Origin of the sequence: Thiomonas sp. SCN 64-16 (assembly GCF_001725585.1) — a bacterium.
GTDB lineage: Bacteria > Pseudomonadota > Gammaproteobacteria > Burkholderiales > Burkholderiaceae_C > Thiomonas > Thiomonas arsenitoxydans.
Window position 1 is genome coordinate 1 of record NZ_MEGQ01000059.1, and the last position, 14,519, is coordinate 14,519.

Genomic DNA, 14,519 nt, shown 5'->3' on the forward strand with positions numbered 1-14,519 from the left:
CTTGGGGCGGCCCGGCGGGCGTGGCTTATGCCCACCCCGAAATCCCGCGCTGCGCTTGGCTTGCCCCTCAAGGGGCGACACGCCCTTGGGGCGGCCCGGCGGGCGTGTCGCTGTGATCACCTCGCCGAGGAACGCAAACCATGTTGAGGCGTGAGGCGCGCAGCCCGATGTTCTGGGTGTTCTGGCTGATCGGCGCGACGCTGCTGGCTTTCATCGCCCTGCCTTTGCTGGCCCTGCTGCTGCACCCCACGCTGGGCGATCTGCGGCAAGTGGCGGCGATGGCGGATGTGCGCAGCGCCATTGGCCTGAGTCTGGGCGCGGCGCTGTTCAGCACGGTGCTGGCTGCGATGTTCGCCGTGCCGCTGGCTTATGTGCTGGCGCGGCAGCAGTTTCGTGGCAAGAGCGCGGTGGAAGCGCTGGTCGATCTGCCGCTCACCATTCCGCACACCATTGCGGGCATCGCGCTGCTGCTGGTGTTCAGCCGAGGCGGCTGGCTGGGCGCACCATTGGCGCACATCGGCCTGGAGTTCTGGGGCACGTTTGCCGGCATCGTGCTGGCGATGAGTTATGTCGGCCTGCCCTATGCGGTGAACGCCGCCCGCGGCGGATTCGAGGCCGTGGACCTGCAGATCGAGCGCGCCGCGCGCATTCAGGGCGCGGCGCCGTGGGAGGTATTTCGCCGCGTCACCCTGCCGCTGGCGCGTCAGGGCATCGGCACCGGGCTGACGCTGTGCTTCGCCCGCGCCATCGGCGAGTTTGCCGCGGTGGTGCTGCTGGCCTATTACCCGATGACCGCGCCGATACGCATCTACGACCTGTTCCTGCAGTCCGGACTGCGGCAATCCGTGGCGGCTTCGGTGCTGTTTCTGCTGGTGGTCATGGCGCTGTTCTGGGGACTGAGGCTGCTCGCCTCGGCACGCGCGCCGCAGCCCGCGCAAGACCGGCAAAAGGCATGGCTGCACTGACGCAACGCACCGTCCTGGCAACGCCCGCGGTCACCGGCTCGGCCCACGGCGCGCCCGGCGCCCTGCGTTTACGCGGGCTGCAATGGGGCATCGGCGCCTGGCAGTCGGCCGTCGTCGATCTGCAAGTTCCGCGCGGCCAGACCCTGGTTTTGCTGGGCCACAACGGCGCGGGTAAGAGCGCCCTGCTCGACACCCTCGCCGGCTTTCTGCCCGCGCGCGCCGGGCAGGTGCAACTGGGCGCGCAAGACCTCACCGCCCAGCCGCCGGAGAAGCGTTGTATCGGCTATATGTTTCAGCGCGATGCGCTGTTTCCGCACTGGACGATTGCGCGCAATCTGCAGTTCGGCCGAGGCGCACAGGCCGATCTCGATCCGCTGCTCGACGCGCTCGATCTATGGCCCTGGTTGAACCAGTACCCGCACCAACTCAGCGGTGGCCAGCGGCAGCGGGTTGCGCTGGCACGGGCGCTGGTCGGTGCGCCCGAATTGCTGCTGCTCGACGAACCCTTCTCGGCCATCGACCCCGAGGCCCGTCCAGGCTTGCGACGCACCCTGGCTGCACTGCTGCGCGAGCGCGCCATCACCACCGTGCTGGTGACGCACGACCCGGTGGACGCACGCCTGCTGGGCGACCTCGTGGGCGTGCTCGATGGCGGGCGTCTGCTGCAGGCGGGCACGCCACAACAAGTGTTCGAGCGCCCGGCCGATCTGCCCACGGCGCGACTGGCGGGTGTGGACAATTTGTGGCCGCTTCAAGTGCTGGCACAGTCGCGGCTGGGCGCACAGGACGTGCTCTCGCTCGGCATCGAAGCGCGGCCCGTGCTGGACTGGCGCGGCACGCTGCCTGCTGGCGCCGAGTTGCAAGTCGGCGCCCGAGTCACCCTGGCCGTTCGCGCCGAGGCGGTGCATCCCTGCCCGGCATCGGCCTCGGCTTTAGTGACTCAAGACGAAGACAGCCTCACCCTGACGGCCCGCCTGATCGAAGCCCGATGCGAAGGCCCACTGTGGCGGCTGCGCTGTGCGCTGCCCTGCGGGCTGGAAGCCGAGACCTACGCCCTGCCAACACTCTGGCGCGAACTCGCGCTGGAAATCGGCGGCCCCCTTGGCCTGCGTATCCTGCAGGCCAACCTGCATCTGCTGGTCTGAAATTCAGATCATTCAGATCAATTGCTCGCCGCCGCAGAGGAAGCAGTCGGCGCCAGACAAACCCGGTTGCGGCCCAGTCGCTTGGCCTGCAGCAAAGCCTGATCGGCGGCACGGATGAGCGATGCGGCGTCGGCAAAACCCGCGGCGCCCAGAGCCACCCCCACGCTGACCGACAAGGGCGGCAAATCGGCTTGCGGCACCGCAATGGCGGCGCGGATGCGCTCGGCCACACGCATCGCGGCCTCTTCGGTCGTCTGCGGGCAGAGCATCAAAAACTCCTCGCCCCCCACCCGCGCAACAAAATCCATGCCGCGCGACTGCTGGCGCAGCACACGCCCCACGGCACGCAAGGCCTGATCTCCCACGTCATGGCCCAGCCGGTCGTTGATGCGCTTGAATTCATCGAGGTCGAACATCAGACACGCCAGCGGCTGACCCTCGGCTGCGGCCTGGGCAAAAAGCGGCGGCAAAAAAGCGTCGAGCGCGCGGCGGTTGCCCACGCCGGTCAGCTCGTCGGTACCCGCGGCCTGCAGCAACTCGGCGTTGCGCTGCTCCAGCGTGCGCAGGGTGCGCAAGCCGTGGCTGCGCTCGGCCTCTGCGGCGGCGAGCACCCGCGTGGCGCGCGCTCCGGTCTGCACCTTGGCGATCAGCATTTGCGGCAAGACGGGGGCAAAGAGCACGTCGTTCGCGCCGGCATCCAGCGCGTTCAGCACTGCGTGCTGCTCCATGTCGCGGGACAGGGCCAGCAAGTAGATACGCGGGCCGCGCTCGGTACGCAGGCTGCGGCAGAGCGCCGCCACGCTGTCGCCGTCGGCCCAATCGAGCACGACCACCCGCGGCCCCTGAATCTGCACGATCTCAAACGCCTCGGCCGGGGTGGCGGCTTCGGCGAGCGCGTGCCCAGCCGATTCCAGCGCCTGCCGCAGGCCAAGACGAAGCGCGGCGTCCTTCGACACAATCAGCACTTCGTCGGCAATGGGTTCGTCGAGCAGCGGCGGAGTCGCCAGGGCGCGGCGCAGACGGTCGAACTCGGCGTCCACTTCGGCCTGTTCGAGCTTCATCTCGAACACCGCGGCCATGCCCGCCATGTCTTGCGCTGCGCTGGCGAGCACACCCTGCAGATCGCTTTCGCTGAGATGGAGATGTTCGGCCAGGCTGCGCATCTGCCCGGCATCGGCCGCCACACCACCCGGACGAAGCTGCAGGCTGCGGCTGAGCGCCACGCACTCGCCCAGCTGCGCTTCACGGCTGCCCGCAGCCCCCGGCGTCTGCGGCCGAATACGCACGGCCTGCGCCAAGGTCTGCGGAAAGCCCCAGTGCGCGAGCAGCACCGCACTGGCGTCGCCCTGGTCGTAGCCGTACTGTTGCAACTGCTGAGCCAGCAACGCTTGCACCGAACCTTCGGCACCGATATAGACCGCCTGCGCGCCCAGACTGACAGCCATCGCGAGTTGCCCCACATCGGCGAGCAGGCCCAGGCTGAAGGCTTCGGCGCTGGGCATCTTGCCCACACGCTGCGACAGATACTGGAACACCAGACCGCGCTGGATCGAGGTCATCCAGAACCGGCGCAGATCGAAACCTTCGATATTCGTGGCCTTGCTCGCCTGCATGAGCGACAGCGCAATGGCCAGCCGGGCCAGCCCGCCCGTGCCGATGCGCAGCACCGCCTCTTCAATGGCCACCGCGGGACGCATGCCCGCGAAGATGGCCGAGTTGGCCAACTGGATCATGCGCGCCACCAGGGCCGGGTCTTTGCGCGCGATGTTGGCGATGTCGCGCATGCCCAGATCGCGCCGCTCCAGCGCGCGCATGAGTTCGAGCGCGACCGCGCTGGGCGACGGCAGGAGCCGGTTCTCGGCGGTCAGGGCTTGAAGAATCTCGGGATCGGTCAGTGGCGAGGCAGGCATGGGGACGATTTTTCTTGGAATGTCAAGTCATGTTACCGACTTGCCCAAGCGTCGTCCCTCTGAAAATCTACGGGTGTTGCGCCGAAGAATCGGAAACTAGGTCAACGATTGACCGCCTGCATCCCGGCTTCCGGGTAGCGCTCGCCGCTGGCCGCACCGGGCGGCACCGCTTGATGGATGCGAATGAGATCCGCCGTGCTCAGGCGCACCCGCAATGCGCCCATGTTTTCCTCCAGATAGCGCCGCCGCTTGGTGCCCGGAATGGCGATGACATCATCGCCCTGCGCCAGCAGCCATGCCAGGGCGAACTGCGCCGGGGTGCAGTTTTTCGCCTCGGCCATCTGCCGCACGGTTTCGGCCAGACGCAAATTGCGCGCGAAGGTCTCCGGCTGAAAACGCGGTGAGCGGCGGCGCCAGTCGTCTTCGGGCAAATCGTCGAGCGACTTGATCTGCGAGGTGAGAAAGCCCCGACCCAAGGGGCTGTACGCGACGAAAGCGATGCCCAGTTCGCGTACCGTGTCGAGCAGCACGCCTTCGGGGTCGCGCGACCAGAGCGAATACTCCGACTGCAGCGCGGAGATCGGATGCACCGCATGAGCGCGGCGGATGGTGGCCGGCGCGGCCTCGGACAGCCCGAGCCAGCGCACCTTGCCCGCGCGCACCAGATCGGCCATCGCGCCCACCGTCTCCTCGATCGGCACCTCGGGATCGACGCGGTGCTGGTAATACAGATCGATCACCTCCACGCCCAGCCGTTTCAGGCTGGCTTCGCAGCTCTGGCGCACATAGTCGGGGCGGCCGTTCACCCCCAGGAACTCGCCATTCGGCCCGCGCATATTGCCGAATTTGGTCGCCAGAAAAACCTCATCGCGACGCCCGTTGATGGCGCGGCCGACTAACACCTCGTTACGCCCTACGCCGTACATGTCGGCCGTATCGAGAAAATTCACGCCGAGATCGAGTGCGCGGCGAAGGGTGGCGATCGATTCAGCGTCGTCGCCCTGCCCGTAAAACTCGGACATCCCCATACATCCCAGGCCAAGAGCCGAGACATTCGGCCCATCAGCGCCCAATTGTCGGTACTGCATCACTATTCCTCCTGCTCACCCAGCAAACATGTGGGCATTCAGACCTAGCCTATCGGTTCGCGCGGGCGTGCGCTGTTACCGTGGGTAAACCGGAAAAAATTCACGTCAGCTGCAGTTTCCTGTTGTTTCAGCCCGCGCCTGCCTGAAGAACACTTCCTAAAATTTGCATCTCTCGATATCCCGCACCTCGCCCGCCCATGACCGCCCTCACGCTGCACCCAGGCGAGCTCGCCAATATGTTCGAACTCGCGCCGGTTTCGCTCTGGGTCGAGGATTTCAGCGCCCTGCATCAGTTGTTCAAACAATGGCGGGCCGAGGGAGTAAGTGATCTGCGCGCGTGGTTGCACGAACAGCCCGCCCGCGTGGCTGAATGCTCGGCGCGCATCAAAGTGCTGCAGGTCAACCGCCGCACGCTCGATCTGTTCGAGGCCCGCGATCTGGCGCATCTGGTCGCCAATCTCGACCGCGTGTTTCGCGATGACATGCACAGCCAGCACCTGGAAGAACTGGTGCAACTGTGGCAGGGCGCCACGCGTTACAGCAGCCAGACGGTCAACTACACCCTGAGCGGACGCCGCCTCGACATCCTGCTCAACGCCCATGTGCTGCCCGGCCACGAGCAAAGCTGGAGCCGGGTGCTGTTTTCCGTCGAAGACCTCACGGACCGCCTGCGCGCCGAGCGCCAACTGCATGCCAGCGAGCAATATGCGCGCGGCCTGTTCGAGCACTCGCCCGTATCGCTGTGGGTCGAGGACTTCAGCGCGGTGCGCAGCCTGCTGTCCATGCTGCGCGAGCAGGGCATCAGCGACTTCCCCACCTTCTTGCGCGTGCATCCTGAATTCATCGACCGCTGCATGCAGGAAATCCGCGTGCTCGACGTCAACCATCAGACCCTGAGCATGGTGGGCGCCAGCGACAAGCCGCATCTGCTGCGCAACCTGCAGCATGTGTTCCGCGACGACATGCGGGTGCATTTCGCCGATCAGCTCATCGACCTGTGGAACGGCAAGCTCACCCAGCAGCGCGAAGTCATCAACTACAGCCTCAAGGGCCAGCCGATCAACGCCCACATGCAGTTCGCCGTCATGCCCGGGCATGAAGACGACTGGGCGCAGGTGCTGGTCTCGCTCACGGACATCACCGCACGCAAAAAGGCCGAGGCCTATCTCGAATTCCTGGGCAACCACGACGTACTCACCAGCCTGCGCAACCGCACCTTCTATGTCGACGAAATCAACCGCCTCGAACGCAAGGAAGCCTGGCCTGTGAGCGTCATCATGCTCGACCTCAACGGCCTGAAATCCGTCAACGACGAACTCGGCCACGCCGCGGGCGACGGCCTGCTGCGCCGCGCCGGCGAGGTGCTCGCCAAACTGGTGGACAAGCCGCAGGTCGCCGCTCGCGTAGGCGGCGATGAATTCGTGCTGCTGCTGCCCGACGCCGACGCCAGCGCCGCCAAAACGCTAAGCCAGCGCCTGCTCGAACTCGTCGACCTGAACAACCAGTTTCACCAGTCTCCGCGACTGAGCTTTTCCATGGGCATCGCCACCTGCATGCCCGGCGAACGCCTGGAAGCCGCCATCCACCGCGCCGACCAGCAGATGTACGCCGAGAAGCGCGCCTACTACCTGAAGTCAGACATCGACAGGCGACACGATTAGGGCACGATCACGCCATTTCTGCGCCCGAGCCGGGGCGCTTCAGGCTGCTGCGCCGCCGCACCGTGTCGAGCCGCGCTCGATGCAACGGCCGCTGAGCAAGAGCTTTCTCGCAGGAAGGTCAGGATTTTTCAGCCTTTCAGACAGCAACTGCATGGCGTTGCGTCCGATGTCGTCTACCGGCTGCTCGATCACGGTCAGGCCCGGCTCCACAATTTCCGTCCAGCTCTCGTTGTCGAATCCCGCCACTGCGATGTCGCGCGCAATCTGCAGTCCGGCATGCCGAACAGCCCGGACCAAGCCCATGAGCAACAGGCCGTTGCTTGCAATCAGCGCATCAGGCCGCGCCGTTTCGCGCAGCCAGTGCGCAACCGCCTCCTCTGCCGCCAGTGCCTGTGGCGGAACAAACGTGGAGCGCGGCGGCAACCCCAGGCGGAACATCGCCGCGACATAGCCGTCGTGGCGCTCCACGCCGCTGCTGCTGGCGTTGCCGAACACTCCGGCGATACGCCGACAGCCCTGCGCATGCAAGTGCTCAACCAGCAAGGCGCTCGCCGCCGCGTTATCCAGCGCCACGGCGTCCTGGCCGCCCCGTGCGCCGACACGATCGATCAGCACGATCGGAAAACTCCAGTCTTGCGCATTGAGCTGATCCGCCGTCTGCCGCGTAGGCGCGAAGATCACGCCCGTCACTCGCTCCTCTTCCATCAGATTGAGGTACATCGTCTCTTTGTCCGGATTTTCATCGGTATTACACAAAATGACGCGCAACCCTGCGCTGTAAGCCGCGTCTTCCACCGCACGGCTGACTGCGGTGAAAAACGGGTTGCGAATGTCCGCGACGATCAGCCCGATGGTGCCCGAGTCTTGCGAGCGCAGTCGGCGTGCGGACAGATTCGGGCGATAGCCCGTCTCCCGGATCGCCTGCTGAATGCGTTCGGTGAGCGCAGGACTGACTGCCGCAGCGCCGCTGAGCGCGCGCGACACCGTCGCCACCGACACACCGGCGACACGTGCGACATCCTTGATGCTTGAGCTCATATGTAAACGTCAACAAAATTTTGCGGAAATTCGCCTACCGAACATCGTCGCATCTTACAAAAAACACGCGACACTTGAGTTTAATCAGGGTTTTCACCCGGGAAAACCGCTTGAAGCTGCCGATGTAATCGTTATCATTTATTCCACGAAACGAGGAGATGAGAATGTCTGTCACCACACCGCAGGACCTGCTCACTGACGCACGCATCCGTCTTGGCGCCCGGCCAGAGACCAAAGAGGACGCCATCCGCGAAGCCTGCCAGTTGCTCATCGCCAGCGGCTGCGTCGCACCCGAATTCACTGCCAGCGTGCTGGAGCGAGAAAAAGTGGCCAACACCTTTCTTGGGCACGGTGTGTCGATCCCGCACAGCCTGGGAAAGGATCGCGACCTGATCCTGCGCGACGGCATTGCGGTGCTGCAAGTCCCACAGGGCGTGGAATGGAACCCGGGGCAGACCGCACGGCTGGTAGTGGCGATTGCCGCCAAGTCCGATAGCCACATCGCCATCCTGCGTCGTCTCACACGCCTGATGCAGGATGACACGCGCCTGTCTGCCCTGTTCAGCACCTTGAACCCCTCGGAGCTGGCGAGCGCCCTGAGGGACGACACCGCCTCCGCTGCGACATCGCCTGCTGTGGACTTGGCGCAGACCCTGGACTGGGTGCTGCCCTATCCCGCCGGCCTGCATGCCCGTCCCGCCTCCGTCTGGGTGGAGGCCGCCCGCAAATCCGGTGTGCGACTCCAAGTGCGGCATGGCAATGACACGGCAGATCCGCGCAATCTGGTTGCCCTGCTGAGCCTGGGGCTGCGCCAGGGCGACCTGCTGCATCTCTCGGCCGATGGCGAACACGCCCGCGATGCGCTCGATCGCTTCCGCCAGTTGCTTGACAGCCTGACCCTGCAAGAGCGGGCGGATGCACAACGCGCGGCCGTGCAGACCGTCCCCACTGCGGGAGCCTGGGTACCGCCAGGCCAGCCCGTCGCAGTAACCGGCATACCCGCCAGCCCGGGTCTGGCCATCGGGGTACTGCATGTGCTGGCGAAGTCCCATGCGGAGATCCCCGATCTGCCCGTGCCGCTCGACCAGGGAGCAGACCAGCTCAACAACGCACTCATTGCCACCGATCAGCAACTTGCCGCACTGGCCGACGACACGGCGCGCCGCCTAGGTGAAGCCGAAGCACGCATCTTCAAAGCCCAGCGTGAACTTCTCAAGGACAGCGATCTCATCACCCTGGCTTGCCAGATCATGGTCGAAGGCCACGGCGTGGGCTGGTCGTGGAATAGTGCCATCGACCGCATGGCTTGCAAACTGGCCGCCCTGGGCAACCCGGTACTCGCCGGGCGAGCGACCGATCTACGCGATGTGGGCCGCCGCGTCCTGATGCTGCTGGAACCCACGCTACAACTCGACAGCCTGCAGGATTTTCCCGACGCGCCGTGCATCCTCGTCTCCGACGACCTCAGCCCCTCTGACACCGCCGCCATCGACATGACCCGTGTCGTTGGGCTGGCCATCGCGCAGGGCGGACCCACTTCGCATACGGCCATTCTTGCGCGCACCCTCGGGCTTCCCGCCATGGTCGGCGCGGGCCCGGCACTGCAAGCTCTGCGCAGCGGCACGCAAGGCGTGATCGACGGCGTTGGCGGCAAGCTTTATCTCGATCCGAGCGAGGCCGATCTCGCCTCGGCCCGCTCCTGGATGACCAGTGAGGCTGCGCGACGCGACGCGCAGAAGGCCGAACGCAGCCAGGCTGCGCGCCTGCTGGATGGCCACGTTGTCGCCATCGGGGCCAATGTCAACCTGCCTTCCCAGGTGCCCATGGCCATAGACGAAGGCGCGGAGGGTGTTGGCCTGATGCGCACCGAATTTCTCTTTCTGGAACGTGGCGAAACACCCGATGAGGCGGCGCAATTCGCCATCTACCGCGACATGATCAAAGCATTGGGCAATCGGCCGTTGATCGTGCGCGCACTGGACATTGGCGGCGACAAACAGGTGGCTCACTTGCATCTGCCGCAGGAAGCCAATCCATTTCTCGGCGTACGCGGCGCGCGTCTGCTGCTGCGCCGCGCCGATCTGCTGGAGCCCCAACTGCGCGCACTCTACCGCGCCGCCAAGCTCGGCGCAGACCTGTCCATCATGTTCCCGATGATCACCAGCGTTGACGAAGTGTTGACCCTGCGCGCCGTATGCGAGCGCATTCGGGCCGAACTGGACGCGCCGCAAGTCCCGCTAGGCATCATGATCGAAGTCCCCGCAGCCGCCCTCCAGGCCGACGTGCTGGCGGCGCACGTCGATTTTTTCTCCATCGGCACCAACGATCTCACGCAATACACCCTGGCGATGGATCGGCAGAACCCCGAGCTGGCGCCGCAAACCGACAGTCTGCACCCCGCCGTGCTGCGCCTCATTCGCGCCACGGTGGAAGGCGCGGCGCGGCACGGCCGTTGGGTGGGCGTATGCGGCGGCATGGCTGGCGACCCGTTCGGCGCCGCGCTGCTCACCGGCCTGGGCGTGAACGAGCTGTCCATGACTCCGCGCGACATTCCGGCGGTGAAGGCACGGCTACGTGCCAGCGCACTGACAGAACTGCAACAGCTTGCCACGCGCGCGCTCGCGGCCGAATCTGCACAGGCGGTACGCGCACTCAATGGGGAGGCTGCATGAACTCCCCTGTCGTCACGGTCACGTTCAACCCTGCAATCGACGAGACCATTACTCTCGACGCGCTGCGCCCCGGCGAGGTGCACCGCGCCCGTTCGGTGCGCTTCGATGCGGGAGGCAAGGGTGTGATGGTCGCCGGCTGCCTGGCCGACTGGGGCCAGCCCGTGATCGCCACCGGACTTCTGGGCAGCGACAACACCGCCCTCTTCAACGCCCTGTTCGCGGCCAAAGGTATCGAAGACCGTTTCATCCGCCACCCCGGACAGACGCGCACCAACATCAAGCTGCTTGATCCCCACGCCACCACCGACATCAATCTACCCGGCGCCGACATTCCCGTCGCCCTGACGCGCCAAGTGCGTGAGACTGTGCTGCGCTATGCGGATGCAAAAACGCTTGTGGTGCTGTCCGGCAGCCTACCCGCCGGATTTCCAGCGGAAACCTATGCAGAGCTGATCGGCGCACTGGCGGAGCATGGCATTCGCACGGTGCTCGACACCAGCGGCGCGCCGCTTGGCGCTGCGTTGCAGGCCCGCGTGCCGAGCGTCATCAAACCCAACCGCGAGGAACTCGAAGCCTGGGCAGGACATGCCTTGCCGACCCGCGGCGACCTGATCCGCACAGCCCAAGGTTTGTTGGCTCGCGGCGTGGAACTGGTGGCCATCTCCATGGGCGCAGAAGGCGCATTGTTTATCTCGCCCACCGCAGCCTTGCACGCCAGCCTGCCTCCCCTGCAGCCCATGAGCACCGTGGGAGCGGGAGATGCAATGGTGGCCGGCATCGTTGCAGCACTCGCGGAGCGCGCCACGCTTGAGCACATCGCCCGGCTGGGCAGCGCGTTCGCCCACAGCAAGCTCGGGCAGATCGGCCCCAATCTCGGTCCGCGCGATCAGGTGCAACACCTCGCGGCACAAGTGCAACTTCAGCTCGAGCGCTGAAAGCACCACACTACAGGAGACCCGTATGAGCCCGTTATTCGCATGTGTGGCGGCGCAAGACCGCACCGTGGCCGGCGTCCTCGCCGCCGAGGCCTTGCGCCTGGCAGCTGCCAAGCGACAGCAATCCATCGACATTGAAGTCGACACCGCAGAAGGTGTGCTCAACCCGCTGACGCGCACGCAGACTGCGGCGGGCGGCACACTGCTGGCCGTAGGGCCGGTGAACGCCGCCGATCCACGCTTTGCAGGCTTGCGCGTCGTCTCCGCCTCAATTGAAGAGGTGCTTGCCAATGTCAACACGGTGCTGGACCATGCGCTCGCTCCCACCCCACCGGACAAGAGCCGATCCACTACGGCCAGGATCGTCGCGGTCACATCCTGTCCCACGGGCATCGCCCACACTTTCATGGCCGCAGAAGCCATCGAGCAGGCCGCCAAGGCGCTCGGCCACCTGGTGAAGGTCGAAACGCAGGGCTCGGTCGGTTCGCAGAACACCCTCACGGACGACGACATCGCACAGGCTGATGTGGTGCTCATTTCCGCAGATCGGCAGGTTGATTTATCGCGTTTTGCGGGTAAACGGGTACTGCAGGCCAGCACCAAACCCGCCATCCAGGACGGGCAGGCCTTGATCAGGCGCGCACTGGCCGAGGCACAGGTCCTGAGCCCTGCGGGCGATGCCAGCTTCGAAGCGTCTGGCAAGCGCGAAAAGGCCGCGGTGTTGCGCGCCGGGCCATACAAGCATTTGATGACCGGCGTGTCATTCATGCTGCCCTTCATCACGGCGGGCGGCCTGCTCATCGCGCTGTCTTTTGCACTGGGGGGCATCTACGTCTTCAAACCGGAGCACGCTGGCACACTGGGCTACGAACTGTTCCAGATCGGCGCCAAGGCGGCCTTTGCGCTCATCGTTCCCGCGCTTTCGGGCTATATCGCCTACTCCATCGCCGACCGGCCGGGGATCGCACCGGGAATGATCGGCGGCATGATCGCCTCCTCGATTGGCGCTGGATTTCTTGGCGGAATCGTCTCAGGCTTCATCGCGGGTTACGGCACGGATTGGTTCAACAAGCATCTGAAACTCAATCGGCATGTGGAGGGGCTCAAGCCGGTGCTGATCCTGCCTCTACTCGGCACCTTGCTGACCGGCCTGCTGATGATCTATGTGGTTGGCACGCCGGTGGCGCATGCCCTGGCCTGGCTCACCGATTGGCTCAAAAGCATGCAGGGCGCCAGCGCCATCCTGCTCGGTCTGATGCTGGGCGCGATGATGGCATTCGACATGGGCGGCCCGGTGAACAAGGCGGCTTACACCTTCGCCACCGGTCTGCTCGCCAGCCAGATTTTCACCCCCATGGCCGCCGTCATGGCCGCTGGCATGACCCCGCCCCTGGCGCTGGCGTTGGCCACGCGCGTCTTTCCAAGCCGATTCACCTTGGATGAGCGCGAGGCCTGGGGCGCCACCGGGTTGCTGGGCCTGTCCTTCATCACCGAAGGCGCCATTCCCTATGCCGCGCGCGATCCACTACGCGTCATTCCCGCCAACATGATCGGCTCGGCCGTCGCCGGCGCCATTTCGATGGTGGCTGCCGTGCAGTTGCGAGTGCCCCATGGCGGCGTCTTCGTGCTGCCCATTCCCAACGCGGTGTCGCATCTGGGGATGTATGTCATTGCCATCGTCGCCGGCACTGTGGTCAGTGCGGTGTTGTTGGGCTTGCTCAAAAAACCTGTTGCCTGATCCCTCATCTTTTCCAGGAGACCTCCATGATGCTTTCCACTCTTTTTAAGCCCACCTGCCTGTGCGCTGCACTCTTGCTGATGAGCAGCGCCGCAGCGCAGGCCGCTCAGTCCACGCACACACCGGGCCAGTATGACCTGGGCAATGGCCTGACCTTCTCCGCCAATTACACCGGCGAAGCCGCAGCCAACACCACCGGCGGCCTGCGGCAGGGCTCAGCCTACGCAGGCCAACTCTTCCTGGGCGCGGATCTGGATTTGCAGAAGATGCTGGGGTGGAATGCCACCAGCGTGCACATCGCCGTCACGCAACGCCACGGCCAGAGCTTGTCAAACGAGGCGATTGGCAACAATACCTCGGTGCAGGAGATTTACGGGACGCAAAATCTGCACCTGGCCTACTTCACCGTTGAGAAAAAGTTTTTCGGCGGGCGGCTGGAAATTCAGGGCGGGCGGACGGTGGCGAATATCGACTTCCTCAACTCTCCGCTGTATTGCAACTTCCAGAGCAACTCGGCCTGCGGCAACCCTACTTTCGTCTTCAAGAACAGCAACTTCACTTACTTTCCAGCGTCGAGCTGGGGCGGCTACGCCAAGGGCTGGGTGACCGACAGGTTCTACGCCAAAGTTGGAGCGTACGAAGTCAATCCGAACGACAAGCGCCCCAATGATCACGGCATCGACTGGAGCACCAAGGATGCCACTGGCGTCGTCGTGCCCTGGGCGATGGGCTATGCCACGACCTTCGCCAACGACACCCATCCGCGTGACTATGAGATCGGCGGCTGGTTTGATCGCTCCAAGTACACCGATCCCCTACTCGATGCCAATGGCGACTATGCCGTCCTCACGGGACAGCCCTACCGCACCGACCGCAACCGCTCCGGCGCCTATGTGCGGTTCAGCCAGATGGTGTGGCGCCCTGACATGAACTCCCAACGCGGCCTGACCCTTTTTGGCGTGGCAATGACCAATCTCACAGGCCGGGTCAATGAATCCAGCTTTCTGGAACTGGGCGCGGTCATGCAAGGGCCTTTCCCCGGTCGTGAACAAGACACTCTTGGCTTTGTCATCAACCAGCAGCGATTCTCCAGCCTGGCCCTGCAGAATATTCGGGTGGCGCGCGCCTCGGTTGACGCAAGCACCGATGTACCGGGGAGCGAGACCATGATGGAACTGGCCTATGGCTATCAACTCAGCCCAGGAATCCGACTCTCCCCCAACCTGCAGTACATCCTCCATCCCGATCAGCAGGCCGAGCCCTTTCGCACCAGCAACATTCCCAACGCCTTTGTGATCGGGCTGAAATTCACGGTGGCACTTTGACCAAGCCGGGGGACGGCCGAATTAAAAACGGCTGCGATTGAT

10 protein-coding genes are annotated in these 14,519 nt (G+C 64.8%); 7 read left to right on the plus strand and 3 right to left on the minus strand.

Annotated elements, in window-relative coordinates; all coding sequences use genetic code 11:
* Nucleotides 1–140 precede the first annotated feature (140 nt).
* Nucleotides 141–965, plus strand: a complete 825-nt coding sequence (locus ABT24_RS13590; protein ID WP_276727146.1) for an ABC transporter permease — start codon at nt 141–143, stop codon at nt 963–965.
* Nucleotides 953–2,110 (plus strand): ABC transporter ATP-binding protein, encoded by a 1,158-nt coding sequence (locus tag ABT24_RS13595; protein ID WP_286738048.1) that lies wholly within the window; start codon nt 953–955, stop codon nt 2,108–2,110. Before ABT24_RS13590 ends, ABT24_RS13595 begins: the two co-directional genes overlap by 13 nt.
* Nucleotides 2,111–2,127: 17 nt before the next feature.
* Here ABT24_RS13595 and ABT24_RS13600 read toward each other — a convergent pair whose 3' ends face one another.
* Together ABT24_RS13600 and ABT24_RS13605 are read right to left on the minus strand one after the other, a co-directional pair.
* A complete protein-coding gene (locus ABT24_RS13600) occupies nt 2,128–4,020 on the minus strand; it encodes a sensor domain-containing diguanylate cyclase (RefSeq protein ID WP_276727142.1) in 1,893 nt (630 codons plus the stop codon).
* Between the two features lie 101 nt (nt 4,021–4,121).
* Entirely contained in the window at nt 4,122–5,108 is a 987-nt protein-coding gene (locus ABT24_RS13605) for an aldo/keto reductase (RefSeq protein WP_276727140.1), read from the minus strand.
* 197 nt (nt 5,109–5,305) lie between these two features.
* Between ABT24_RS13605 and ABT24_RS13610 the strand changes: the two genes are divergently transcribed.
* Entirely contained in the window at nt 5,306–6,769 is a 1,464-nt protein-coding gene (locus tag ABT24_RS13610) for a sensor domain-containing diguanylate cyclase (protein WP_276727138.1), read from the plus strand.
* A 39-nt stretch (nt 6,770–6,808) separates the two neighbouring features.
* On the opposite strand, the gene ABT24_RS13615 is transcribed toward ABT24_RS13610, so the two are convergent.
* Nucleotides 6,809–7,807, minus strand: coding sequence for a LacI family DNA-binding transcriptional regulator (locus tag ABT24_RS13615; RefSeq protein ID WP_276727136.1), 999 nt, complete (start codon nt 7,805–7,807; stop codon nt 6,809–6,811).
* 164 nt (nt 7,808–7,971) lie between these two features.
* Between ABT24_RS13615 and ptsP the strand changes: the two genes are divergently transcribed.
* From ptsP to ABT24_RS13635, 4 genes are read left to right on the plus strand one after another with little or no spacing between them, the layout of a single operon-like run.
* Complete coding sequence (gene ptsP / locus ABT24_RS13620; protein WP_276727134.1) at nt 7,972–10,479, plus strand: phosphoenolpyruvate--protein phosphotransferase; 2,508 nt, start codon at nt 7,972–7,974, stop codon at nt 10,477–10,479.
* Nucleotides 10,476–11,414 carry a 1-phosphofructokinase gene (pfkB, locus tag ABT24_RS13625; RefSeq protein ID WP_276727132.1) on the plus strand — a complete coding sequence of 313 codons (939 nt, stop codon included), beginning with the start codon at nt 10,476–10,478 and terminating at the stop codon, nt 11,412–11,414. Before ptsP ends, pfkB begins: the two co-directional genes overlap by 4 nt.
* A gap of 25 nt (nt 11,415–11,439) precedes the next feature.
* Entirely contained in the window at nt 11,440–13,152 is a 1,713-nt protein-coding gene (locus ABT24_RS13630) for a PTS fructose transporter subunit IIC (RefSeq protein WP_276727130.1), read from the plus strand.
* Nucleotides 13,153–13,178: 26 nt separating this feature from the next.
* Nucleotides 13,179–14,477, plus strand: a complete 1,299-nt coding sequence (locus ABT24_RS13635) for a carbohydrate porin (protein ID WP_276727128.1) — start codon at nt 13,179–13,181, stop codon at nt 14,475–14,477.
* Nucleotides 14,478–14,519: the final 42 nt, after the last annotated feature.

Excerpts from the sequence above, each read along its gene's own strand:
- ABT24_RS13630 (WP_276727130.1), top strand. The coding sequence starts at position 11,440 with ATGAGCCCGTTATTCGCATGTGTGGCGGCGCAAGACCGCACCGTGGCC.
- ABT24_RS13590 (WP_276727146.1), top strand. The coding sequence starts at position 141 with ATGTTGAGGCGTGAGGCGCGCAGCCCGATGTTCTGGGTGTTCTGGCTG.
- ABT24_RS13600 (WP_276727142.1), bottom strand. The coding sequence starts at position 4,020 with ATGCCTGCCTCGCCACTGACCGATCCCGAGATTCTTCAAGCCCTGACC.
- ptsP (WP_276727134.1), top strand. The coding sequence starts at position 7,972 with ATGTCTGTCACCACACCGCAGGACCTGCTCACTGACGCACGCATCCGT.
- ABT24_RS13635 (WP_276727128.1), top strand. The coding sequence starts at position 13,179 with ATGATGCTTTCCACTCTTTTTAAGCCCACCTGCCTGTGCGCTGCACTC.
- ABT24_RS13610 (WP_276727138.1), top strand. The coding sequence starts at position 5,306 with ATGACCGCCCTCACGCTGCACCCAGGCGAGCTCGCCAATATGTTCGAA.
- pfkB (WP_276727132.1), top strand. The coding sequence starts at position 10,476 with ATGAACTCCCCTGTCGTCACGGTCACGTTCAACCCTGCAATCGACGAG.
- ABT24_RS13615 (WP_276727136.1), bottom strand. The coding sequence starts at position 7,807 with ATGAGCTCAAGCATCAAGGATGTCGCACGTGTCGCCGGTGTGTCGGTG.
- ABT24_RS13595 (WP_286738048.1), top strand. The coding sequence starts at position 953 with ATGGCTGCACTGACGCAACGCACCGTCCTGGCAACGCCCGCGGTCACC.
- ABT24_RS13605 (WP_276727140.1), bottom strand. The coding sequence starts at position 5,108 with ATGCAGTACCGACAATTGGGCGCTGATGGGCCGAATGTCTCGGCTCTT.